This window comes from Micromonospora sp. NPDC050980 (assembly GCF_040653835.1).
GTDB lineage: Bacteria > Actinomycetota > Actinomycetes > Mycobacteriales > Micromonosporaceae > Micromonospora.
Map to the genome: position 1 here is coordinate 15,852 of NZ_JBFAGS010000013.1, position 22,209 is coordinate 38,060.

At 73.3% G+C, this 22,209-nt stretch carries 21 protein-coding genes and 1 riboswitch; of the genes, 15 read left to right on the plus strand and 6 right to left on the minus strand.

All coding sequences use genetic code 11. The features are described from left to right. Positions 1 to 136 precede the first annotated feature (136 nt). The 4 genes from AB0H28_RS19895 to AB0H28_RS19910 all read left to right on the plus strand — a co-directional run bounded on the left by AB0H28_RS19895 (position 137) and on the right by AB0H28_RS19910 (position 4,457). Entirely contained in the window at positions 137 to 1,099 is a 963-nt protein-coding gene (locus tag AB0H28_RS19895; RefSeq protein WP_358041949.1) for a LacI family DNA-binding transcriptional regulator, read from the plus strand. Between the two features lie 25 nt (positions 1,100 to 1,124). Then, positions 1,125 to 2,369: an extracellular solute-binding protein gene (locus AB0H28_RS19900; protein WP_358041952.1), complete on the plus strand. Its 1,245-nt coding sequence runs from the start codon at positions 1,125 to 1,127 to the stop codon at positions 2,367 to 2,369. Between the two features lie 83 nt (positions 2,370 to 2,452). Beyond that, a complete protein-coding gene (locus AB0H28_RS19905) occupies positions 2,453 to 3,571 on the plus strand; it encodes a sugar ABC transporter permease (protein ID WP_358041955.1) in 1,119 nt (372 codons plus the stop codon). 1 nt (position 3,572) lies between these two features. After that, on the plus strand, positions 3,573 to 4,457 hold the full coding sequence (locus AB0H28_RS19910; RefSeq protein WP_358041958.1) for a carbohydrate ABC transporter permease: 885 nt from the start codon (positions 3,573 to 3,575) through the stop codon (positions 4,455 to 4,457). Between the two features lie 19 nt (positions 4,458 to 4,476). On the opposite strand, the gene AB0H28_RS19915 is transcribed toward AB0H28_RS19910, so the two are convergent. Beyond that, positions 4,477 to 5,061: a GNAT family N-acetyltransferase gene (locus tag AB0H28_RS19915; RefSeq protein ID WP_358041961.1), complete on the minus strand. Its 585-nt coding sequence runs from the start codon at positions 5,059 to 5,061 to the stop codon at positions 4,477 to 4,479. Between the two features lie 35 nt (positions 5,062 to 5,096). On the opposite strand from AB0H28_RS19915, the gene AB0H28_RS19920 reads away from it, so the two are divergent. Further along, complete coding sequence (locus tag AB0H28_RS19920) at positions 5,097 to 6,416, plus strand: glycosyltransferase family 87 protein (protein ID WP_358041964.1); 1,320 nt, start codon at positions 5,097 to 5,099, stop codon at positions 6,414 to 6,416. Here the strand turns inward: AB0H28_RS19920 and AB0H28_RS19925 are convergent. Continuing rightward, complete coding sequence (locus AB0H28_RS19925; protein WP_358041967.1) at positions 6,306 to 6,866, minus strand: GNAT family N-acetyltransferase; 561 nt, start codon at positions 6,864 to 6,866, stop codon at positions 6,306 to 6,308. The genes AB0H28_RS19920 and AB0H28_RS19925 overlap by 111 nt on opposite strands. An 81-nt stretch (positions 6,867 to 6,947) precedes the next feature. Here AB0H28_RS19925 and AB0H28_RS19930 point away from each other — a divergent pair, with 81 nt between their 5' ends. The 5 genes from AB0H28_RS19930 to AB0H28_RS19950 all read left to right on the plus strand — a co-directional run bounded on the left by AB0H28_RS19930 (position 6,948) and on the right by AB0H28_RS19950 (position 12,658). Further along, on the plus strand, positions 6,948 to 8,177 hold the full coding sequence (locus AB0H28_RS19930; RefSeq protein ID WP_358041970.1) for a crosslink repair DNA glycosylase YcaQ family protein: 1,230 nt from the start codon (positions 6,948 to 6,950) through the stop codon (positions 8,175 to 8,177). Then, the gene (locus tag AB0H28_RS19935; RefSeq protein ID WP_358041972.1) at positions 8,167 to 8,826 is read left to right on the plus strand and encodes a DUF2752 domain-containing protein; all 660 of its coding nucleotides are present in this window, start codon (positions 8,167 to 8,169) and stop codon (positions 8,824 to 8,826) included. The genes AB0H28_RS19930 and AB0H28_RS19935 overlap by 11 nt, the downstream gene beginning before the upstream one ends. 375 nt (positions 8,827 to 9,201) lie before the next feature. Next, complete coding sequence (gene thyX, locus AB0H28_RS19940) at positions 9,202 to 9,939, plus strand: FAD-dependent thymidylate synthase (RefSeq protein ID WP_358042285.1); 738 nt, start codon at positions 9,202 to 9,204, stop codon at positions 9,937 to 9,939. Between the two features lie 52 nt (positions 9,940 to 9,991). Next, positions 9,992 to 10,918 carry a 4-hydroxy-tetrahydrodipicolinate synthase gene (gene dapA, locus AB0H28_RS19945; RefSeq protein ID WP_358041975.1) on the plus strand — a complete coding sequence of 309 codons (927 nt, stop codon included), beginning with the start codon at positions 9,992 to 9,994 and terminating at the stop codon, positions 10,916 to 10,918. 51 nt (positions 10,919 to 10,969) lie between these two features. Next, entirely contained in the window at positions 10,970 to 12,658 is a 1,689-nt protein-coding gene (locus AB0H28_RS19950) for a ribonuclease J (RefSeq protein ID WP_358041978.1), read from the plus strand. Positions 12,659 to 12,874: 216 nt separating this feature from the next. Here the strand turns inward: AB0H28_RS19950 and AB0H28_RS19955 are convergent, their stop codons facing one another. Both AB0H28_RS19955 and AB0H28_RS19960 read right to left on the minus strand, forming a co-directional pair. Then, positions 12,875 to 14,455 (minus strand): YbjN domain-containing protein, encoded by a 1,581-nt coding sequence (locus AB0H28_RS19955; protein WP_358041981.1) that lies wholly within the window; start codon positions 14,453 to 14,455, stop codon positions 12,875 to 12,877. Continuing rightward, entirely contained in the window at positions 14,452 to 14,943 is a 492-nt protein-coding gene (locus tag AB0H28_RS19960; RefSeq protein ID WP_358041984.1) for a YbjN domain-containing protein, read from the minus strand. Before AB0H28_RS19960 ends, AB0H28_RS19955 begins: the two co-directional genes overlap by 4 nt. A gap of 113 nt (positions 14,944 to 15,056) precedes the next feature. On the opposite strand from AB0H28_RS19960, the gene AB0H28_RS19965 reads away from it, so the two are divergent. After that, positions 15,057 to 17,519 (plus strand): DNA translocase FtsK, encoded by a 2,463-nt coding sequence (locus tag AB0H28_RS19965; protein ID WP_358041987.1) that lies wholly within the window; start codon positions 15,057 to 15,059, stop codon positions 17,517 to 17,519. 57 nt (positions 17,520 to 17,576) lie between these two features. Here the strand turns inward: AB0H28_RS19965 and AB0H28_RS19970 are convergent, their stop codons facing one another. Then, the gene (locus AB0H28_RS19970) at positions 17,577 to 17,822 is read right to left on the minus strand and encodes a hypothetical protein (protein WP_358041990.1); all 246 of its coding nucleotides are present in this window, start codon (positions 17,820 to 17,822) and stop codon (positions 17,577 to 17,579) included. An 85-nt stretch (positions 17,823 to 17,907) separates the two neighbouring features. Further along, entirely contained in the window at positions 17,908 to 18,222 is a 315-nt protein-coding gene (locus tag AB0H28_RS19975) for a multidrug efflux SMR transporter (protein ID WP_358041993.1), read from the minus strand. Positions 18,223 to 18,276: 54 nt separating this feature from the next. Further along, a riboswitch (guanidine-III (ykkC-III) riboswitch) is annotated at positions 18,277 to 18,341 on the minus strand. 96 nt (positions 18,342 to 18,437) lie between these two features. Between AB0H28_RS19975 and AB0H28_RS19980 the strand changes: the two genes are divergently transcribed. The 4 genes from AB0H28_RS19980 to AB0H28_RS19995 all read left to right on the plus strand — a co-directional run bounded on the left by AB0H28_RS19980 (position 18,438) and on the right by AB0H28_RS19995 (position 22,146). Continuing rightward, the gene (locus AB0H28_RS19980) at positions 18,438 to 19,361 is read left to right on the plus strand and encodes an ornithine cyclodeaminase family protein (protein WP_358042287.1); all 924 of its coding nucleotides are present in this window, start codon (positions 18,438 to 18,440) and stop codon (positions 19,359 to 19,361) included. A 63-nt stretch (positions 19,362 to 19,424) separates the two neighbouring features. Further along, on the plus strand, positions 19,425 to 20,918 hold the full coding sequence (rimO, locus tag AB0H28_RS19985; protein ID WP_358041996.1) for a 30S ribosomal protein S12 methylthiotransferase RimO: 1,494 nt from the start codon (positions 19,425 to 19,427) through the stop codon (positions 20,916 to 20,918). 47 nt (positions 20,919 to 20,965) lie between these two features. Beyond that, positions 20,966 to 21,547 carry a CDP-diacylglycerol--glycerol-3-phosphate 3-phosphatidyltransferase gene (gene pgsA, locus AB0H28_RS19990; protein ID WP_358041999.1) on the plus strand — a complete coding sequence of 194 codons (582 nt, stop codon included), beginning with the start codon at positions 20,966 to 20,968 and terminating at the stop codon, positions 21,545 to 21,547. A gap of 50 nt (positions 21,548 to 21,597) precedes the next feature. Next, the gene (locus AB0H28_RS19995; RefSeq protein WP_358042002.1) at positions 21,598 to 22,146 is read left to right on the plus strand and encodes a CinA family protein; all 549 of its coding nucleotides are present in this window, start codon (positions 21,598 to 21,600) and stop codon (positions 22,144 to 22,146) included. Positions 22,147 to 22,209: the final 63 nt, after the last annotated feature.

A 22,209-nucleotide genomic window follows, 5' to 3' on the forward strand; every position in this document is an offset into this window, starting at 1 on the left:
TTGACAGATGGCCGCGACCGGGTGCACAGTGCGAAACATTCCAGAAACTTTGAACGATCTAATCCTGCCCCATCAGCATTGGATCGTTCAAGGCGGCGAGAGGGATTTCGTGGGAGAAAAGGTAACCATTGCCACGGTGGCGCGGCATGCCCAGGTAAGCCGGCAGACCGTCTCCAACGTGCTCAACGCGCCACACATCGTGCGCGAGGACACCCGGCGGCGGGTGCACGAGGCGATCACCGCGCTCGGCTACCGGGCCAACCAGGCCGCACGGCAGATGCGGACCGGGCGGTCCCGGCTCATCGCGGTCCGCATCGAACCCACCCGCGACGGCATCAACGGCTCGGTCCTCGACCGCTTCCTGCACGGCCTCACCGAGACCGCCGACGCCTCCGGCTACCGGGTCCTGCTCTACACCGCCCGCGGCGACGAGCAGGAGATCGCCACCTACGACGACCTGCTCGGCGCGTACGACCTGGACGCGTTCGTGCTCACCGGCACCAAGCACGGCGACCCGCGCACCGCGTGGCTGGCCGAGCGGCAGGTGCCGTTCGTGACCTTCGGCCGGCCCTGGGACACCCCCGAGGCGCACCCCTGGGTGGACGTCGACGGCGCCGCCGGCACCGCCCAGGCCACCCGGCACCTGCTCGCCGCCGGCCACCGGCGGATCGCCTTCGTCGGCTGGCCCGCCGGCTCGGGCGTCGGCGACGACCGGCGCGCCGGCTGGCGTACCACGATGGCGGAGGTCGGCCTGCACGACGCCGCACCGGACCGCGAAACCGAGGACGGCATCGCCGAGGGGCAGCGTGAGGCGCGCGCGCTGCTCGCCCTCGACGCGCCGCCGACCGCGGTGCTCTGCGTCAGTGACTCGCTCGCCCTCGGCGCCTGGCAGGCCGCCCGCGACGCGGCGGCCGACCTCGCCGTCATCGGCTTCGACGACACCCCGGTGGCCGCCGCGGTCGGGCTGAGCAGCGTCAGCCAACCGCTCGGCGAGGCCGCCGCCCGCTGCGTCGAGCTGCTCACCGGGCTGCTCGACGGGCAGCGACGCGACCCCCGACTGCTGCTGAACCCTTCGCTGGTGCTCCGGCACTCGGCGTGACCCCATCCCCCACCAGGAGAAACAGATGACACCTCGCACGCTCACCAGGGCCGCGGTGGCCGGCCTCGCCGCCGTGGCGCTGCTCGGCTCCGCCGCCTGCGGCAGCGGCTTCGACGACTCGGCCGACACCGAGCAGTCCAGCGGCCCGGCCAGCCTCCAGATCCTGATCGGCTCCTCCGGCGACGCCGAGACCACGGCCGTCAAGGACGCCGCCGCCAAGTGGGCCGGCTCCTCCGGCAACAGCGCCACCGTCACCCCGGCGCAGGACCTCACCCAGCAGCTCGGGCAGGCGCTCGCCGGCGGCACCCCGCCGGACGTGTTCTACGTTGACGCGGCCCGCTTCGCCGACTACGCCAGCGTCGGCGCCCTGGAACCGTACGGCGACAAGATCAGCAACTCCGACGACTTCTACGAGAGCCTGCGCACCACGTTCACCTACGACGGCAAGCTCTACTGCGCGCCGAAGGACTTCTCCACCCTGGCGCTCCAGATCAACACCGACCTCTGGGCGAAGGCCGGCCTGACCGACGCGGACGTGCCCACCACCTGGGACCAGCTCACCGCCGTCAGCCAGAAGATCAAGGCGAAGGGCCAGGTGGCGCTCGCGCTCGGCGACACCCGGGACCGCATCGGCGCGTTCCTGGTGCAGAACGGCGGCTGGCTGATGAGCGACGACGGCAAGCAGCCGACCGCGGACACCCCGGAGAACGTCCAGGCCCTCCAGTACGTCAAGTCGCTGCTCACCAACGGCTACGCGAAGTACCCGAAGCAGCTCGACTCCGGCTGGGCCGGTGAGGCGTTCGGCAAGGGCAAGGCCGTGATGACGATCGAGGGCAACTGGATCAAGGGTGCCCTGCAGAACGACTTCCCCAACGTGAAGTACAAGGTCGCCCCGCTGCCGGCCGGCCCGGCGGGCAAGGGCACGCTCTCCTTCACCCAGTGCTGGGGCGTCGCCGCCAAGTCCAAGTACAAGGAGCAGGCGATCAAGTTCGTCGAGGCGATGACCGCCGGCGATCAGCAGATGGCCTTCGCCAAGGCGTTCGGCGTGATGCCGTCCCGCCAGTCGGTGCGCGACCAGTACACCAGCGCCTTCCCGGCGGACCAGCCGTTCATCGACGGCGTCGAGTACGCCCAGGGCCCGGTGAACGCCCCCAAGATGGACAGCGTGCTGCGTGACCTGGAGGCCGGCCTGCAGGGCCTGGCCACCGGCGACCCGAAGACGATCCTGGCCAACTTCGACAAGAACGCCAAGGCGGCGCTCGGCGGCTGAGGTGTGAGGAGGGGCCCCCTATTAACAGACGGGTGTTAACAAGGGGCCCCTCCTTCCACCTCCCCCGAGCGAAGGAGGAGGGAATGGCAACGGACACGCTCACCACGCCCGGCACCGCGTCGGCCCGCCCACCACGCCGCCACCGGGGCGGCATCCGCGGCAACGAGAACGTCGCCGGCTGGCTCTTCGTCGCGCCGGTGATCGTGATCCTCGGGCTCTTCCTGCTGCTGCCGATCCTGATGGCGCTCTGGGTGAGCCTCACCGGCTGGAACGGCCAGGGCAGCCCGTTCACCGGCGACGTGCCGTTCGTCGGCGGGGACAACTACAGTCGGCTGTTCGCCGAGGACGGCCTCGCCCGCCGCGACTTCATGACCGCCATCCGCAACAACGTCTACTACGTCGGGATCGTGGTGCCGGTGCAGACCGCGCTCGCGCTCGGTCTCGCCCTGGTGGTCAACAACCGGCTGCTCCGGGGGAAGGGCTTCTTCCGCAGCGCGTTCTACTTCCCCTCGGTCACCAGCTCGGTCGCGATCAGCGTGGTGTTCCTCTTCCTGTTCGCCAACTCCGGCGCGGTCAACCGGCTGCTCGGCCTGCTCGGCATCACCGGGCCGGAGTGGTTCGCCGACGGCCGGGGCGTGCTGCACCTGCTGCTCGGCGCGTTCGGCGTCGACAGCGCGCCGGCGGCGCTGGCCTCCGGCGGCCCGTTCGGGCTGAGCTGGTGGGAGTGGCTCTCCGGGCCGAGCGTCGCGATGACGTCGATCATCTGCCTGGTCATCTGGACCACCTCGGGCACGTTCATGCTGATGTATCTGGCCGCGTTGCAGAACGTGCCGGTGGCGCTCGACGAGGCCAGCACGCTCGACGGGGCGAGCCGCTGGCAGCGGTTCCGGTACGTCACCCTCCCGCTGCTCAAGCCCACCACGTTCCTGGTGGTCACGCTCGGACTGATCGGCTCCTGGCAGGTCTTCGACCAGGTGTACGTGATGAGCCAGGGCAACCCGGCCAAGACGACGCTCACTCCGGCGTACCTGTCGTACCGCACCGCGTTCCGGGACTTCGACTACGGCTCCGGCGCGGCCATCTCGTTCGTGCTGTTCCTGATCATCATCCTGCTCACCCTGTTCCAGCGCCGGCTGATGGCCGACCGGGACGGCCCCCGGCGTGGCCGGTGGTGGCGGCGACGCGTACCGGAGGGGTCCTGACATGGCCGTGCTGACCGACCGGCCGGCGCCCGTCGCGCGCCGCGCCGACCGCGGGCCGCGGGCCCGGGTCAACCGCCTCCTGGGGTACGCCGTCCTGGTCTTCTTCGGGCTGGTCTACCTCTACCCGTTCGTGATCCAGCTCGGCAACTCGCTCAAGACCGAGCCGGACGCGGCGGCCAACCCGCTTTCGCCGTGGCCCGACCCGCTCACCCTGGCCGGCTTCGAGCGGATCTTCGCCGGCACCAACTTCCCGCTCTGGCTCGGCAACTCGCTGCTGGTCACCGTGCTGGTCACGCTCGGCCGGGTGTTCTTCGACTCGCTCGCCGGCTACGCGCTGGCCCGGCTGCGGTTCCGGGGGCGGGCCGGGCTGTTCGCCGCCGTCATCGCGGTGATGGCGGTGCCCGGCGTGGTGCTGCTGATCCCGAAGTTCCTGGTGCTCAACCAGCTCGGCCTCTACGACAGCTACGCCGGCCTGGTCGTGCCGCTGCTCGCCGACGCGGCCGGCGTCTTCATCATGAAGCAGTTCTTCGAGTCGGTGCCGGTCAGCGTGGAGGAGGCGGCCCGGATCGACGGCGCCGGGGTCTTCCGGACGTTCTGGTCGGTGGTGCTGCCGATGGCCCGGCCGGCCCTGATCACGTTGACCATCCTGTCGTTCCAGGGCTCCTGGAACGAGTTCCCGCACAGCCTCGTCTCGGTGCAGGACCCGGACCTGTTCACGCTGCCCCGCGGCCTGGCCGACCTGGTCAGCGGCTCACTCGGCTCGGGCACCCAGTATCCGCTGAAGCTCGGCGCGGCGCTGCTGGCCACCATCCCGGTCGCGGTGCTCTTCGTGATCTTCCAGCGCTACTTCGTGCGCGGCGCCAACGACGGCGCGGACAAGGGGTGACCGGCGGCCGGGCGGAAACTCAACGCTGCGCCGGCACGACTTCCGGTGGCACCGCCACGTGCAGCCGGAGCTGGGGGACCAGCATGTCGTCCACGTCCAGCGCCCGGGTCGCGCCGTCCGGCTCCCAGCCGGTCGAGGCGAGGAACGCGCGGGTCGCCGCGTCCGCGTCGAACGCCCACGCCAGCGCGCGGTCGAAGCCGTCCGCGCGCCAGTGCTCCACCGCGGCGGCGAGCAGTCGGCTGCCGTGCCCGCGCCGGCCCCAGCGGGGCTCGACAAGCAGGTCGGTCACCGCCGCCACGCCCGCCGTGAGCGCGTCCGCCGGCTCGCCCGGGGCGAGTGCCTCGGCGTCGGCCGGACCGGAGGCGGCGAACCCCACCAGATAGGATTGCGCGGCCTGTTCGACGGCGACCAGCACCCGGTGCGCGCCCGAGGGCGGCTCCTGCACCGCCGCGGCCCACCGCCGGGCGAGGTACGCCTCGTCCAGGTTGTCGAGCACGTGCCGGGGCAGGATCCGGCGGTACGCGACCCGCCAGGTCGCGAGCTGGATGCGGGCGATCTCGGCGACGTCCTCGGGACGCGCGGGGCGGACGTAGCCTTCAGCCATGGCACGTGAGCCTACGCAGGGCGAGGAGGGTGACGGTGGCGCAGGGTGCCGGGCGGACGGCCGCGCAGGTCGTCGCCGTGGCGGCGCTCGCCGCGGCGGTCACCGTGTTCCTCGCCGTGGCGGCGGTGCGGCACGGCTTCTTCGACCTTCAGGTCTACTACGGCGCGCTGACCTACTGGGCGCGTGACGGCGGGGAGATCTACGACTTCCTCCGGCCCAACACCCAGTACGGCTTCACCTACCCGCCGTTCGCCGCGCTGCTCATGCTGCCCATGGCGTACCTGCCGTGGGGTGTGGTGATCGCGGTGAGCGTGACGGCGACGGTGCTGGCCAGCGCCGTGGTGATCTGGTGGCTGCTGGACCCGGTCGCCCGCCGCGCCGGCTGGACCCGCTGGTTCACCCTCGCCGTCGCGCTCTGCCTGGCCGCCGCGTACGAGCCGATGCGCGAGACGGTCAACTTCGGCCAGGTCAACATGCTGCTGCTGTTCCTGGTGGCGGCGGACCTGCTCCGGCTGCTGCCGGCGGGCAGCCGCTGGGCCGGCGTGGGCATCGGCCTGGCCACCGCGATCAAGCTGACCCCGGGCATCTTCATCGTCTATCTGCTGGTGACCGGCCGCTGGCGGGCCGCCGCCACCGCGGTCGGCTCGGCCGCCGCCGCCACGCTGGTGGCCGCCGCGCTCTTCCCGGACGCGTCCCGGGAGTTCTGGACCGCGGCGCTGTGGAACACCGACCGGGTCGGTGAGCTGGCGTTCGTCTCCAACCAGTCGCTGCGCGGGGTGGTGGCGCGGCTCGACCCGGAGCACCCGAGCACCCTGGCCTGGCTGGTGCTCGTGCTGGCCACGCTCGTCGGGTGGGGCTGGCGGTGCCGGGCCGCGAGGGCCGCCGGTGACGAGGCCGCCGGCCTGGCCCTGACCGGTGCGGTGATGTGCCTGGTCAGCCCCGTCACCTGGGTGCACCACCTGGTCTGGTTGCTGCCGGGCCTGATCCTGCTGGTCGACCACGGCACGGCGGCGCCCGCGCGGAGCCGCCGGCGCCGCGTGCTGCTGGCCGCCGCGCTGATCGGGTACGCGCTGCTGTGCAGCCGCATCGTCTGGGCCTGGGAGAAGGACTTCACCGGGGTGGACGGCTTCCTCGGCAGCAACACCTACGTCTGGATCAGCCTGGCGCTGCTGCTGGGCCTGCCGATCCGGGGCGGGGCGACGCCCACCGGCGGCGGCCGGGGGGCCGTGGACCGGCCGGACGGGTCAGCCGGTTCCGTCGTCGAGCCGGGCGGTGTAGCGCAGTTCGCGCAGGACGACCGGGTCGAGCCCGCCGTGCCGCGGCACCGGGTAGGTCGACTCTTCGCCGTCCGGTGAGTGCCCGGCCCGCTCGTAGAAGCGGCGGGCCCGGGCGTTGTCGGCGAGCACCCAGAGCCGATATTCCGTCCACCCCCGCTCGGCCAGGCCGGCCCGGGCCGCCGTGAGCAGCGCCCGGCCGGCGCCCGAGCCCCACTGCGCCGGCTCCAGGTAGATGGCCAGCAGCTCGCCGTACGCCGGGTCGAGGTCGCCGCGGTCCTGGTTGTTCCGGTAGGGCCCGAACGTGGCGAAGCCGGCGATCACGCCATGTGCCTCGGCGACCAGCGTGGTGAACGGGTGTTCCGGGTCGGCGGTGCCGAGGTCGCGGCGGCGCTGCGCCCAGGCGGCCGGGTTGAGCCGGCGCAGCACCTCGTCCGGCATGATCCCGGCGTAGCCGGCCTGCCAGCCGTGGATGTGCACGAGGGCGATCGCCTCGGCGTCGCCCGGCTCCTCCCGGCGGATGGTGAGCACCTGTCCGTTGTATGCCCCGACGGGCGGAGGGTCCAGCCGCCGCACCGTCGACGTCGTAGGTGTGGATTAGGGTCGCCGACGATGGCCGCACCGGAATCGCTCTCGCTCGCCCAGGCCCGCCGGATCGCCCTGGCCGCCCAGGGCTTCGCCGACCCGGCGCCTGCCGGCGTGCCCACCCGCCGGCACCTGCGCCGGGTGCTGGACCGGGTCGGGCTGATCCAGATGGACTCGGTGAACGTGCTCCAACGCGCGCACTACCTGCCGCTCTACAGTCGGCTCGGGCCCTACCCGACCGCCCTGCTCGACACCGCCGCCTACCGTCGCCCCCGCGAGCTGTTCGAATACTGGGCGCACGAGGCGTCGCTGGTCCCGGTCAAGCTGCACCCGGCGCTGCGCTGGCGGATGGCCAAGGCGCGCGACGAGGCATGGGGCGGGATGCGCCGGATCGCCCGGGAGCAGCCCGAGCTGGTGGCGTGGGTGCGCGACGAGGTGGCCGCCCGGGGCCCGCTCACCGCGGCCGAGATCGAGCACGACGCGCCCCGGGAGACCGGCAACTGGGGCTGGAACTGGTCGGCCGTGAAACGGGCGTTGGAGTTCCTGTTCTGGGCCGGCGAGGTCACCGCGGCGGACCGCACCAACTCCTTCGCCCGCCGCTACGACCTGCCCGAGCGGGTCCTGCCGGCCGCCGTGCTGGACGCGCCCACCCCGACCGACGCGCAGGCGCACCGCACGCTTGTCGCGATCGCGGCCCGGTCGCTCGGCGTGGCCGCCGAGCCGGAGCTGCGCGATTACTTCCGGCTGCCGGTGGCCGGCGCCCGGCAGGCGGTCGCCGAGCTGGTCGAGGCCGGCGAGCTGACAGCGGTCACGGTCCAGGGCTGGCGGCAGCCGGCCTACCTGCACGCCGAGGCCCGGTTGCCTCGCTGGGTGCGGGGCAACACCCTGGTCAGCCCGTTCGACCCGTTGGTCTGGGAGCGGGCCCGCGCCGAGCGGCTCTTCGGCTTCAGCTACCGGATCGAGATCTACGTGCCGGCGCCGCAACGGGTCCACGGCTACTACGTGCTGCCGTTCCGCCAGGGCGAGCGTTTCACCGCACGGGTCGATCTCAAGGCCGACCGGAAGGCCGGCCTGCTGCTGGTGCCGGCCGTCTGGGCCGAGCCGGGCGTCGACCCGGGGGAGACCGCGATGGCGCTCGCCGCCGAGCTCTACCGGCTCGCCGGCTGGCTCGGCCTGGACGCGGTCGCCCCGCCCGCCGCCGGCGACCTCGCGGCCCCGCTGGCCGCCGCGCTGGTGGGCGTGGCGGGTGTACGGTGAGCGCGTGACGAGCGTTGACCGGCCTGCCCCCACCGCGTCCGAACCGCACGCCGACCCGCACGCGCACGCCGACCCGCACGCGCACGCCGACCCGCACGCGCACGCCGACCCGGTTCGGCGCGGTGAGCCGCACCCGCCCGCCGCGGCGGCCGGGCCCGACGGGGGCCCGTGGCCGGCCGGGGTGGCCTACCAGCCGGTCGAGCCGGACCGGTTCACCGCGATGGTGCTGCGCCTGCACGCCCGCGCCCCGCGTTGGGCGGTGCCGTTGGCCGCGCTGGGCTGTGTCGGTCTCGGCTTGACATACGCGTTGATCAGCGATCCCACCCGGAGCGACCCGGACGCCCGGCCGACCTGCCTGCTCAAGCTCACCACCGGGCTTGACTGCCCGGGCTGCGGCGGCACCCGCGCCCTCTGGTACGTCCTGCACGGGGACCTGCCGGCCGCCGCCCGGCACCACTTCCTGTTCGTTTTCGCGCTGCCGTTCCTGGCCTGGCTCTTCGTCGCCTGGGCCGGCAACCGGGCGTTCGGCTGGCGGCTGCCCGAGTTGCAGTTCAGCCCGAAGGTGATCGGCGGCTTCCTGGCCGCCTGGGTGGCCTTCTCCGTGGTCCGCAACCTGCCCTGGGCGCCGTTCCCCTCGCTCTACGTCTGACGGCTCCGCCCATCCCGCCTGCCGTGGTGGCGGGGCGGAGGCGTCCGGTCGGCGGACCATTGCTTCGCGACGCCTTTCGGGCTGAGTCGTTCCTGATATCGGCTACACCGCGCGCCACTGGCGTCCCGGGACCTGCTGCCACGATCCGACCGCCACGAAAGGTCTTGGTGCGTGGCGGCCCCGGGTCGTTCCACACCAAGATCCCGGAGCCGGAGCCGGTGATGTCACGAACGACTCAGCTCCAAAGGCGCGCCGGCGGGTAGTGCCCGGTCCCGCGAGAACGCGGTGACGGCGCGGCTGCGACGGCGTCGACCCGGTCGCGTGCCCGATTTCCCCGGCGGGCGGGCGCCAACTACAGTCCTCGGCATGCCGGAGATGGTGCAGCCCCAGGTCAAGCTGATCGCGTGGACGCAGTTCCAGGCGCCGGACGAGGTGCCGTGGTCGACCGACGCCGACGGCGGGCAGGCGCTCGCCGAGTTCGCCGGCCGAGCCTGCTACCAGAGCTGGAAGAAGCCGAACCCGGCCACCGCGACCAACGCCGGCTACCTGGCGCACATCCTCGACGTCGGCCACCTCTCCGTGCTGGAGCACGGCTCGGTGAGCTTCTACTTCAGCGGCGTCTCCCGATCGTTCACCCACGAGCTGATCCGGCACCGGCACTTCTCCTACTCGCAGCTCTCCCAGCGCTACGTGCCGGAACGGGACGCGGCAATGGTGGAGCCGGCGGTGATCGCCGAGGATCCGGAGCTGCACAAGCGGTTCGTCGAGGCGTCCGAGGCGGCGGTGCGCGCGTACACCGATCTGCTGGAGGGGCTGGAGGCCCGCTTCACCGACGAGCCGAACCCGACGCTGCGCCGCAAGCAGGCCCGCCAGGCGGCCCGGGCCGTGCTGCCGAACGCGACCGAGACCCGGATCGTGGTGACCGGCAACTACCGGGCCTGGCGGCACTTCGTGAAGATGCGGGCCACCGAGCACGCCGACGTGGAGATCCGCGAGCTGGCCGTGGAGTGCCTGCGGCAGCTCTCACGCGTGGCGCCGAACGTGTTCGCCGACTTCGTGATCTCCACGCTTCCGGACGGCACCGAGGTGGCGGCATCGCCGCACGCCGAGTGACTCGTCGCCCTTCGCCGCCGGGGTGCCTGTGGTCGTCCGCTAGGTTGTGAACATGACGCACGACCACTCCGCCGCCTCGGACCGGGGCCCCTCGCGCCCGTTCGGGCGGGTGATCACGGCCATGGTGACGCCGTTCACCCCCGACGGCGCGCTCGACCTCGACGGCGCGGCCCGGCTGGCCCGCCACCTCGTCGACGAGCAGGGCAACGACGCACTGGTGCTCAACGGCACCACCGGCGAGTCGCCGACCACCACCGACGCGGAGAAGGAGACGCTGATCCGCGCCGTGGTGGAGGCGGTCGGCGACCGGGCCCGGATCGTCGCCGGGGTGGGCACCAACGACACCCGGCACACCGTCGAGCTGGCCGCGCAGGCCGAGAAGGCCGGCGCGCACGGCCTGCTGGTGGTCACGCCCTACTACAACAAGCCGCCGCAGGCCGGGCTGCTACGTCACTTCACCACCGTCGCGGACGCCACCGGGCTGCCGGTGATGCTCTACGACATCCCGCACCGATCCGGCGTGGCGATCGCCACCGAGACGCTGGTGAAGCTCGCCGAGCACGGGCGGATCGTCGCGGTGAAGGACGCCAAGGGCGACCTGATCGCCACCGCGGAGGTGCTGGCCCGCAGCGACCTCGCGTTCTACAGCGGCGAGGACGCGCTGACCCTGCCGTTGTTGTCGATCGGCGCGGTCGGCGTGGTCGGCACGTCCACGCACTTCACCGGCGTGCCGACGAAGCAGATGATCGAGGCGTTCGAGGCGGGCGACGCGGCCCGCGCGCTCGCCCTGCACCGTCGGCTGATGCCGCTCTACACCGGGATCTTCCGCACCCAGGGCACGATCCTGGTCAAGGCCGGGCTCGCCGCCCAGGGCCTGCCGGCCGGCCCGGTGCGACAGCCGCTGGTGGACGCCACCGGCGACGAACTGGCCACGCTGCGCGCGGACTGCGCCGCGGCGGGCCTGCCCCTGCCCGAATGACCCAACGACACGACGGACGCCGCGCGGCGGCGTCGCAGAATGAGGTGACGCGTGACCGAGGCGCACATCGAGGGTGAGCTGCCCCCGCCGCTGCCGGAGGGCGGCCTGCGGATCATGCCGCTCGGCGGACTCGGCGCGATCGGCCGGAACATGACCGTCTTCGAATACGACGGCAAGCTGCTCGTCGTCGACTGCGGGGTGCTCTTCCCCGACGTCGAGCAGCCGGGCGTGGACCTGATCCTGCCCGACTTCGGCCCGATCCTGGACCGGCTGGCCGACGTGCAGGCGATCGTGCTCACCCACGGCCACGAGGACCACATCGGCGCGGTGCCGTACCTGCTCGCCCACAAGCCGGACATCCCGCTGGTCGGGTCCCAGTTCACCCTGGCGCTGGTCGAGGCGAAGCTGGCCGAGCGGCGGATCCAGCCCTACACGCTCACCGTGCGTGAGGGCGGCCGGGAACGGCTCGGCCCGTTCGAGTGCGAGTTCTTCGCGGTGAACCACTCGATCCCGGACGCGCTCGCGGTGGCCATCCGCACCCCGGCCGGCCTCGTGCTGCACACCGGCGACTTCAAGATGGACCAGCTTCCGCTGGACGGCCGGATCACCGACCTGGCCGGCTTCGCCCGGCTCGGCGCCGAGGGCGTCGACCTGCTGCTGTCCGACTCCACGAACGCGGAGATCCCCGGCTTCGTCACGCCGGAGCGGGAGATCGGGCCGGTGCTCGACTCGATCTTCGCGAAGGCCAAGGGGCGGATCATCGTCGCCTCGTTCGCCTCGCACGTGCACCGGGTGCAGCAGGTCTTCGACTCGGCGGCCGAGCACGGCCGCAAGGTGGCGTTGATCGGCCGGTCCATGGTCCGCAACATGGGCATCGCCCGCGACCTGGGTCTGCTCAACATCCCGGCCGGCCTGGTGGTCGGGATCGAGGAGGCCACCAACCTGCCCCCCGAGCAGATCGTGCTGATGTCCACCGGCTCGCAGGGCGAGCCGATGAGCGCGCTCGGCCGGATGGCCAGCGGCGACCACCGGCACATCACCATCGCGCCGGGCGACACCGTGGTGCTGGCCTCGTCGCTGGTGCCCGGCAACGAAACCTCCGTCTACCGGGTGATCAACCGGCTGGCGCGGGCCGGCGCGGTGGTGGTGCACAAGGACGTCGCCAAGGTGCACGTCTCCGGGCACGCCCCGGCCGGCGAGCTGCTCTACCTGCTCAACGTGGTCCGCCCGAGCAACCTGATGCCGGTGCACGGCGAGTGGCGGCATCTGCGCGCGCACGCCCGGCTCGGCATCGAGTCCGGCGTTGCGCCGGACCGGGTGGTGCTCTGCGAGGACGGCGACGTCGTCGACCTGGTCGAGGGCCGGGCCAGCCTGGTCGGGCACGTGCGCAGCCGCTACGTCTACGTCGACGGCCTCGCCGTCGGTGACGTCAGCGAGTCGCTGCTCACCGAGCGTCGCATCCTCGGCGACGGCGGTTTCATCGCCACCACTGTGGTGGTCGACTCGGTCACCGGCAAGGTGGTCGCCGGCCCGACCGTGTCGGCGAAGGGCTTCTCCGAGGACCCGGACGCGTTCAACCCGGTGGTGCCACTGGTCACCGAGGCCCTGAACCGGGCCGCCGCGGACGGCGTCACCGACCCGCACCAGCTCCAGCAGATCGTCCGCCGGACGGTGGGCCGCTGGGTCAACGACGCGTACCGCCGTCGCCCGATGATCGTGCCGACCGTCGTCGAGGTCTGACCCGACAGTTTCGCGCGCCGGCCCACCGTCCGCGGTGGGCCGGCGCCGTCGCGTTCCGGGTACGCCTCGACACACCGCGTCGAAACCGGATGTCGCCGTTCAACCGATCGGCGCGCGTCTGCGTACATCTTCCCGACCGGCGTGCCCCCGCGCCGGTCGGAGGAGCGTGGCGGATGGACCGCAGACGGATGACAGCCATCGAGCGGCAGTCGCGGTTCAGCGCAGCGCGGCGACCGCGTCGGCGTAGGCCGTGCCGGTGCGGATCGCGGCGGCGACCAGCACGGCGAGCTGGGTCGGGGCGACACCGCAGGACAGGTCGGTGGTGATGCCGGCGGCCAGCACCAGCGTCCCGTCGCCGGGCTCGTGCACGTAGGCCGCGGGCAGCAGCCGGTCGTGGTTCCAGACGTTGCAGAACGCGTACGCCTCGGCGCGGCGGGCGGCCGGCAGCCGGCACGCCGCCACCACCCGGGCGTGCAGCACGTCGCCCTGCCGGCCGAGCCGGCGGAACTGGATCGTCGCCTCACCCCACCGCCCGACCAGCGTGCCGTCCGGCTCCACCGTGTACGCCTCGCCGCGGCCGTCCAGCGCGGCGGTGAGCGCTGCCACGTCGAGCGGGGCCGGCTCGTCCGGGCCGGGCGGTCCGGGTTCGGCCTCCTCGACGTCCGGCTCGTCGTCGAACTCGCTTTCGGCGGCCAGCGACACCGGCCCGGCGACCGGCCGCTCGGCCAGCCAGGAGGCGATCCGCCCGGACTGGTGACCGGTGCCGTTGCGGGCGTCGAAGCTGCCGGCCAGCGCGGTGGCCAGCGCCTGGAGCTGCGTGCCCAGCGTGGCCACGTCCACCTCGGCCGCCGGCCGCGAGCCCTGTCCGGGGCGGTGGATCCGCCGACCGCCGAGACCGGCCTCGGTGGCCAGCCCGCAGAGCAGCGCGCCCGCCGCGGCGAACTCCATCGCGGACAGGTCGTCGGCCGGGTGGTCCAGCCGGGGCAGTTGCTCGGTCAGCAACTCCAGGCCGCGGTGCGGGTAGCCGCCCAGCGCACAGAACCGCAGGTGCGCGGCGAGCAGCGGAAACGCGGCACGTTCCCGGCGGTGCCGGCGGTACGCGCGCACGTGGGCGCGGGCCGCCTCCACCACCGCGCCGGTGCGCAGCCACGGGAGGAGCCCCGCCGCGAGGGACCGTTCGGGCTGGTCGGTGCAGCCCGCCGGGTCGGTCGCCGCCAGGGCCGCCAGCGCCGACGCCGGCTCACCCCAGCCGCTGAGCAGCTCGGCCCGCCGCGCCGGGGCGCAGCCCGGGCAGCCGCCCACCGGATCCGAGGCGGCGCCGGCCGTCCAGCGCGCGTACGCCTGCCGGGCGGCCGGCTCGTCGCCGAGGTGGTCGGCGAGTCGGCACCGCAGCTCGGCGACCGGGGCGGCCCGCGGGCCCAACTCCTCGGCGAGCGTGTCCAGCTCCGACCGGGCCTGCTCCAGCCCCACCCGGGGGGTGCCGAAGAGCGCCTCGACCGCCTGCCGCTGGTGCCGGCGCAGGCGGATCAACTCGTCGGGGTGGGCGTCGAGCAGCCCGGGGTGCCGGGCCAGCGTGGCCCGCAGGTGGCCCACCGGCTCCACGATCCGCCACCGCTCACCCAGGTGCAGGTACGCCTCGACCAGCGCGAACCGCGCGGACAGGGCGGTACGCGGGTCGCCGGTGGCGTCGGCCCGGGCGGCGATCCGCGCCAGCTCGGCGCACCGCTGCTCACCGTCGGGCCGGTCCCGGGCGTCGGCGAGCGCGACGGCCAGCCCCTTGTCGCGGGCCGTGGTCACCGGACCGACCCGCCGGGCAGCTCGGCGACGGCGTCGGCGAGCTGGCAGCCGGTGGTGACGCCACAGTCGACCAGCCGGTCGAGCTGGTGCGGGGTCACCCCGCGCTCCAGGTCGGTGGTGACCTCGCCGCAGACCTGGGCCGTCCCGTCGTCGGCGACGTGCACGTACGCCTTGGGCCAGAGCCGGTCGTGGTTCCAGGTGTTGCAGAACGCGTGCAGCTCGGGCACCCGCTCGATGCCGAACCGGGGCGTGGCGACGGTGCGTACCTGGAGCAGCTCGCCGGCTGCGCCCCGCCGGTGGAACCAGATCAGGCTTCGTTCCCAACGGCCGACGAGGGCATCGCCGGTTTCGTCACCGGCTTCCTTGACCACCGCGTACCCCTGATGGGTCAGCACGGCGGCGATCAGCTCGCCGGTCAACGGTCGCAGCGCCTGGGGGTGCCCGGCCAGCGGACCGTCCGGACCGTCCTCGATCTCCGGCGACGCCATCGGGCATCCCTTCTGAGGCGAATAACACAAACGACGGTCCGATCCGTGCTGTGACACGCGGACGCGACCCGGAAAAGCGGCGTTCCACCGGGCACCGCCGTTACCGTGACTCTATGGCGGGCCGTACCTCTCAGGCGAGCCGGCGACGCGGCGCGTCGCCACGTGGCTCCACGAACAACCGTGCCCGTCAACCGGCGAAGAAGGCGGCGCGCAAGCCCGCGCGGCGGCGGCCGGCGCCGGGGCCGAGCCCGGCGGCGTTCGTCGGCCGCGCCGTCAACGCCCTGTGGATGGGGCTGGCGCACTCGGTCGGGTGGGCGTTCCGGGCCGCCGGCCGGCAGGCCGCGTCCACCCGGGACCTCGACCCGGAGCACCGCCGCGACGGCGCCGGCCTGCTGCTGTTCGGGTTGGCCATCCTCGCCGCGGTGGGCATCTGGGGCGGCGGCGCCGGGCCGGTGGGCCGGCACCTGGCCGACACCGTGCGCCTGTTCGTCGGGGCGATCTCGATCGTGCTGCCGGTGCTGCTGATGGTCGGCGCGTGGCGGCTGATGCGCACGCCCGTGGACCCGGAACACCGCGGACGCGGCCTGGTCGGCTGGGGTTCGATGCTGCTGGCCACGGCCGCGATGCTGCACATCGGGCAGAACCCGGTCGACGAGGTTCAGCGCGACTACGCCGGCGGCCTCGTCGGCGCCGGTGTGGGCGACCTGCTCGAGTCGGCGGTGACCGCCTGGGTGGCCATGCCGCTGCTGCTCCTGCTGCTGGTGTTCGGCCTGCTGGTGGTCACCGCGACCCCGATCAACCGGATCCCGGAGCGGCTCGGTCTGCGCGCCGGCCCGGCCGCGGCCGACGCCGCCGAGGCGGAGGTCGACGACGTCGAGGCGCCGCCGAAGCCGGCGCGCAAGCGGCCGGCGAAGCGGCTTCCGCCGCCGGCCGGCCCGCTGGACCCGCTCGACCCGGACGACGAGTTGGCCGGCGTCGATCTCCAGGACACCATCGTGCTGCCGCGCAAGTCGCCGAAGGTGCCGGCGAACCGGAAGCCGGCGGAGCCGCCCGAGCACTCGCCGCTGCCCACCCGTGCCGAGCAGCTCGCGCTCACCGGGTTGGCCGGCGACTACACGCTGCCGCCGGCCAACATGCTCGGCGCCGGAGCCGCGCCGAAGACCCGGAGCAAGGCCAACGACGAGGTGATCGCGGCGTTGACCGGCGTCTTCGACCAGTTCGGCGTGGACGCCGAGGTCACCGGCTTCACCCGCGGCCCGACCGTCACCCGCTACGAGGTCGAGTTGGGACCGGGCGTCAAGGTGGAGCGGATCACCCAGCTCTCCCGCAACATCGCGTACGCGGTGAAGTCGCCGGACGTGCGGATCCTCAGCCCGATCCCGGGCAAGAGCGCGGTCGGCGTGGAGATCCCGAACACCGACCCGGAGAACGTCTCGCTCGGCGACGTGCTGCGTTCGCGGCCGGCGACCAGCGACCACCACCCGATGGTGGTGGCGCTCGGCAAGGACATCGAGGGCGGCTACGTGGTGGCCAACCTCGCGAAGATGCCGCACATCCTGATCGCGGGCGCCACCGGCGCCGGCAAGTCGAGTTGTCTAAATAGTCTGCTCGTGTCTATTTTGACCAGAGCCACGCCGGACGAGGTGCGGCTGCTGCTGATCGACCCGAAGCGGGTCGAGATGACCGGCTACGAGGGCATCCCGCACCTGGTCACGCCGATCGTCACCAACCCGAAGAAGGCGGCCGACTCGCTGGAGTGGGTCGTGCGCGAGATGGACATGCGCTACGACGACCTCGCCGCCAACGGGGTCCGGCACATCGACGACTTCAACCGTAAGGTGCGCAACGGCGAGATCAAGGCCCCGCCCGGCAGCGAACGGGAGATGCGCCCCTACCCCTACCTGCTGGTGATCGTGGACGAGCTGGCCGACCTGATGATGGTCGCGCCGCGCGACGTGGAAGACTCGGTCGTCCGGATCACCCAGCTCGCCCGCGCCGCCGGCATCCACCTGGTGCTGGCCACCCAACGCCCGTCGGTCGACGTGGTCACCGGCCTGATCAAGGCGAACGTGCCGTCCCGGTTGGCGTTCGCCACCTCGTCGCTGGCCGACTCCCGGGTCATCCTCGACCAGCCGGGCGCGGAGAAGTTGCTCGGCCGGGGTGACGGGCTGTTCCTGCCGATGGGCGCGTCGAAGCCGGTGCGGATCCAGGGCGCCTGGGTGACCGAGCGTGAGATAGCCGACGTGGTCAAGTTCTGCAAGGACCAGCGCGAGCCGGAGTTCCGCCCGGACGTGCTCGCCCCGGCGCAGGACAGCAAGAAGAAGATCGACGAAGACATCGGCGACGACCTCGACCTGCTGGTGCAGGCGGTGGAGCTGGTGGTCACCTCGCAGTTCGGCTCGACCTCGATGTTGCAGCGCAAGCTGCGGGTGGGCTTCGCCAAGGCGGGCCGGCTGATGGACCTGATGGAGACCCGGGGCGTGGTCGGCCCGTCCGAGGGCTCCAAGGCCCGCGACGTGCTGGTCAAGCCGGACGAGTTGGAAGAGGTCCTGGCCGGCCTGCGCGGCGGCGACTGACGGCGGACACGCCACGGGCCCGCCGGACGACCGGCGGGCCCGTGCGACGTGGTGTCCTCAGCCGTTGAGGACGGCGTAGCTGATGATCATGCCGAGCACCGCGCCGGCCACACTGGCGGCGGCGGCGTACCAGCCGAGCGGCTTGTCGCCCAGCACCGCGCCGACGATGCCCAGCACGAGGCCGACCAGGCCGAACAGCGGCGGCAGGATGAAGATCGCGATGGCCGCGAAGACGAACGCGATGATGGTGCAGATGCGGGCGGCGCCGCTGCGCGGACGGGCGGTGGCGTGGACGTCGGCCATGGGTTCCTCCGTGGGGTGATCTTCTCGGTGAGCTGCGGATCACCTACCCCGACCGCCCGGCCGTCCAAACCGGATCACGTATCGATCAGTGGAACAGTTTCAGGCCGACCACGCCGGCCACCACCAGCAGCAGGCAGGCGATCCGGGGCAGGTTCACCGGCTCGCCGAGCGCGAGCATGCCGACCAGCGCGGTGCCCACCGCGCCGATCCCGACCCACACCGCGTAGCCGGTGCCGACCGGGATGTCGCGCAGCGCGTACGCCAGGCCGGCCATGCTGCCGACCAGGGTGACGGCGAAGACGGCGGTGGGGAGGGGGCGGGTGAGGGCGGCGCTGCGGTCCAGGGCGATCGCCCACGCGGTCTCCAGCAGTCCGGAGAGCACCAGCACGATCCAGGCCATGGTGTCACCTCTGACGGGCGGGCCCGGCCTGTCGCACCGGGCGGTGGTCGTTTCCGCGGGGCGTCGTGCCTGACCGGGTACGCCCACCACTCGTCCGGGACGGCCCGAGGGCCGTCGTGGCCGACGCTAGCACCGGTCGGGCGGAACCGGAGGCGTGGTGAGAAGGCCCACCATCGCTGGAGTTCACGCGAACTTCAGGTTGCAGGATGGGCGACATGACCGTGCTCTACTCCGACGAGGACGTCGCGGCGGCCCTGGACGCCCCGCTCACCGTCGCCGCGATGCGGGACGCGCTGCTCGCCGCGTACGCCGGTCGGCTGATCGCCCCGCCCCGGGCGTCCGCCCCGCTCGGCGGCGGGCGGATGGTGCTCACCGCCGGCCACCTCACCGGTGAGTGGTACGGCTTCCGCTCCTACGACACCTTCGGGCATCCGGAGAGCGGGCAGCTCGTCGTGCTGCACGACGCCACCACGGGCGCGGTACGCGCCATCGCCGTCGGCGAGGAGCTGGGCTCCCGACGTACCGGGGGACTGGGCGGCGTGGCCGTGGACGCGCTGGCCCGCCCGGACGCCGCCACGCTCGGCGTCGTGGGCTCCGGGCGCCAGGCGTGGACCCAGGTCTGGGCCGCGGCGGCGGTCCGGCCGCTGCGCGAGGTGACCGTGCACAGCCGCTCGGCGGCCCGGCGGGACGCGTTCGCCGCCCGGGTCCGGGCCGAGCTGGGCGTGCCGGCCCGGGCCGTCGACTCGCCCGCCGCGGCGGTGCGCGACCGCGATCTCGTGGTGCTCGCCACCACCAGCACCACCCCGGTGCTGGCCGCCGCCGACCTGGCCCCCGGCACGCACGTCAACACCGTCGGCTTCAAGCAGGTCGACCGGCACGAGTTCGGTGTCGACCTGCTCGACGCCGCCGACCTGCTGGTCACCGACTCGCCGGGGCAGGCTGCCGCGTACGCGCCGCCGATGCTCGCCGCCGTCGAGCCGTACGCCGGGCGGCTGCGCGACCTGGGCGCGGTGCTGGCCGGCGCGGTCCCCGGCCGGACCGGCGCGGACCAGATCTCGGTGTTCTGCTCGACCGGCCTGGCCGGCACCGAGGTCTTCCTCCTCGCCCGCCTCGCCCGCGCGCTCACCTGGGCGCGGTGAGAGGGGAACCCTTCTCTACCGCAGGCGTTAACAAGGGGCCCTTCCTTACACCTGTACCCTCGGATGGTGTCTGATACTTCCTCCTTTGACGGGCGGCGGGTTGCGCTGCTGACCCTGGGCTGTGCCCGCAACGAGGTCGACTCGGAGGAGTTGGCCGCCCGGCTGCACGCCGACGGCTGGCAGGTGACCACCGACGGCGAGGGCGCCGACGTGGTGGTGGTGAACACCTGCGGTTTCGTCGAGAAGGCCAAGCAGGACTCGATCCAGACGCTGCTGGCCGCCGCCGACACCGGCGCCAAGGTGGTCGCCGCCGGCTGCATGGCCGAGCGGTACGGGCGTGAGCTGGCCGACAGCCTGCCCGAGGCGCAGGCCGTGCTGAGCTTCGACGACTACCCGGACATCGCGGCCCGGCTCGACGCGGTGGTGGCCGGCGAGGCGATCGACGCGCACACCCCCCGTGACCGGCGCGAGCTGCTCCCGCTGACCCCGGTGCAGCGGCGTGGGGCGGCGGTGTCGCTGCCCGGCCACGGCACCCCGACCCGGGTCGCGCCGGAGACCGACGCGCACACCCCGGCGCACCTGCGGCAGGTGCTGCGGCACCGCCTCGACACCGGCCCGGTGGCCTCGCTGAAGCTGGCCAGCGGCTGCGACCGGCGGTGCGCGTTCTGCGCCATCCCGGCGTTCCGCGGGGCGTTCGTCTCGCGTACCCCGGACGAGCTGCTCGCCGAGGCCGAGTGGCTGGCCAAGACCGGCGTGCGTGAGCTGGTGCTGGTGAGCGAGAACTCCACCTCCTACGGCAAGGACCTGGGCGACCCGCGCGCGTTGGAGAAGCTGCTGCCGCAACTCGCCGCGATCGACGGGATCGTGCGGGTACGGGCCAGCTATCTCCAGCCCGCCGAGACCCGGCCCGGCCTGGTCGAGGTGATCGCCACCACACCCGGCGTGGCCGCCTACTTCGACCTGTCGTTCCAGCACTCCAGCGAGCCGGTGCTGCGCCGGATGCGCCGGTTCGGCTCCACCGACCGGTTCCTGGAGCTGCTGGCCTCCGCCCGGGCGCTGGCGCCGGAGGCGGGCGCGCGCAGCAACTTCATCGTCGGCTTCCCGGGCGAGACGAAGCAGGACGTGGCCGAGCTGGTCCGGTTCCTGACCGAGGCGCGGCTGGACGCGATCGGCATGTTCGACTACAGCGACGAGGACGGCACCGAGGCCGCCGGGCTGCCCGGCAAGGTCTCCGCCGCCACGGTCAAGCGGCGCTACGACAAGCTCAGCGCGCTCGCCGACGAGCTCTGCTCGCAGCGGGCCGAGGAGCGGCTGGGTTCGACCGTGGAGGTGCTGGTGGACTCGGTCGCCGACGGGGTGGTCGAGGGCCGGGCCGCCCACCAGGCGCCCGAGGTCGACGGTTCGACCACGCTCGTCGCGCCGGACGGCGGCGGGGTCGACCTGGCCGCGCTGCGCCCGGGTGACCTGGTGCGGGCCCGGGTGACGGCGAGCGAGGGCGTCGACCTGGTCGCCGTGCCGGATGAGATGATCTCGGCGGCGCCCGGCGCGGCACGGTGACGGCGGGCCCGGACGGAGCGGGGAAACCACGTGGGGCGAGGCCGGACATGACCGGGGCGGAGTCGACGGTGTCCGCGCCCGTGCCGCTGCTCAACGCGGCGAACCTGCTGACCGCGGCGCGGCTGGTGCTGGTGCCGGTGTTCGCGGTGACCGTGGTCGCGTCCGGGATGAGCCACGCCGGCTGGCGGATGGCGGCCTGCCTGATCTTCGTGGTGGCCTCCGCGACGGATCTGGTCGACGGCTGGATCGCCCGCCGGTTCGGGCTGGTCACGTCGCTGGGCAAGGTCGCCGACCCGATCGCCGACAAGGCGCTCACCGGCGCCGCCCTGGTGCTGCTCTCCTGGTATGACCGGCTGCCCTGGTGGGTGACCGTGGTGATCCTGGTCCGGGAGCTGGGCATCACCGCGATGCGGTTCTGGGTGATCCGGCACGGGGTGATCGCGGCCAGCCGGGGCGGCAAGATCAAGACAGCTCTCCAGATCCTCGCGATCACCTGGTACCTCTGGCCGATGCCGGCCGCGCTGGCCCCGGTCGGCCCGTGGATCATGGGCGCGGCCGTGCTGGTCACCGTGGCCACCGGCTTCGACTACGTCGCCCAGGCGCTGCGCCTGCGCCGTCCCGCCCGTTGATCCGGACAGCCGACGAGTAAGCCGGCGCGACGCGGGAAGAAGGGGCGGTCATGGACGACACCGACGCGAGGCACCAACGGCCCGCCGGCAGCCCGGCGGCATCCGTGGTGCACCGCCTGCACGACCGCGGCGAGACACTGGCCACGGTCGAGTCGCTGACCGGTGGCCTGCTCGCCGCCGCGATCGTGGAGATCGCCGGGGTCAGCTCGATCTACCGCGGCGGGCTCGTGGTCTACGCCACCGAACTCAAGGCGACGCTGGCCGGCGTACCCGAGGACCTGCTGGCGGCGCGCGGGCCGGTGGACCCGGAGGTGGCCGCCGCGCTCGCCGAGGGCGGACGGCGGCGCTGCGGCGCGGTCTGGGGGCTGGCCACCACCGGGGTCGCCGGCCCGGAGCCGCAGGACGGCAAGCCGGTGGGCCTGGTCTACGTGGCGGTCGCCGGCCCGGCCGGCGCCGAGGTGCGCCGGCTCGACCTCGACGGTGGTCGCGACCACATCCGCACCGCCGCGGTGTTCGAGGCGCTGCGCATGCTCGCCGAGCGGGTCCAGGTGACCCGCGACGGCGAGCCCGTCGACCCGGCGGGCGCCGGCCGGCGGTGATCCCGGTCCGCGCCGACACGCCCGGGCGCGGGCGCGTGGCGCCGGCCGGTTCGGCCGGATTGG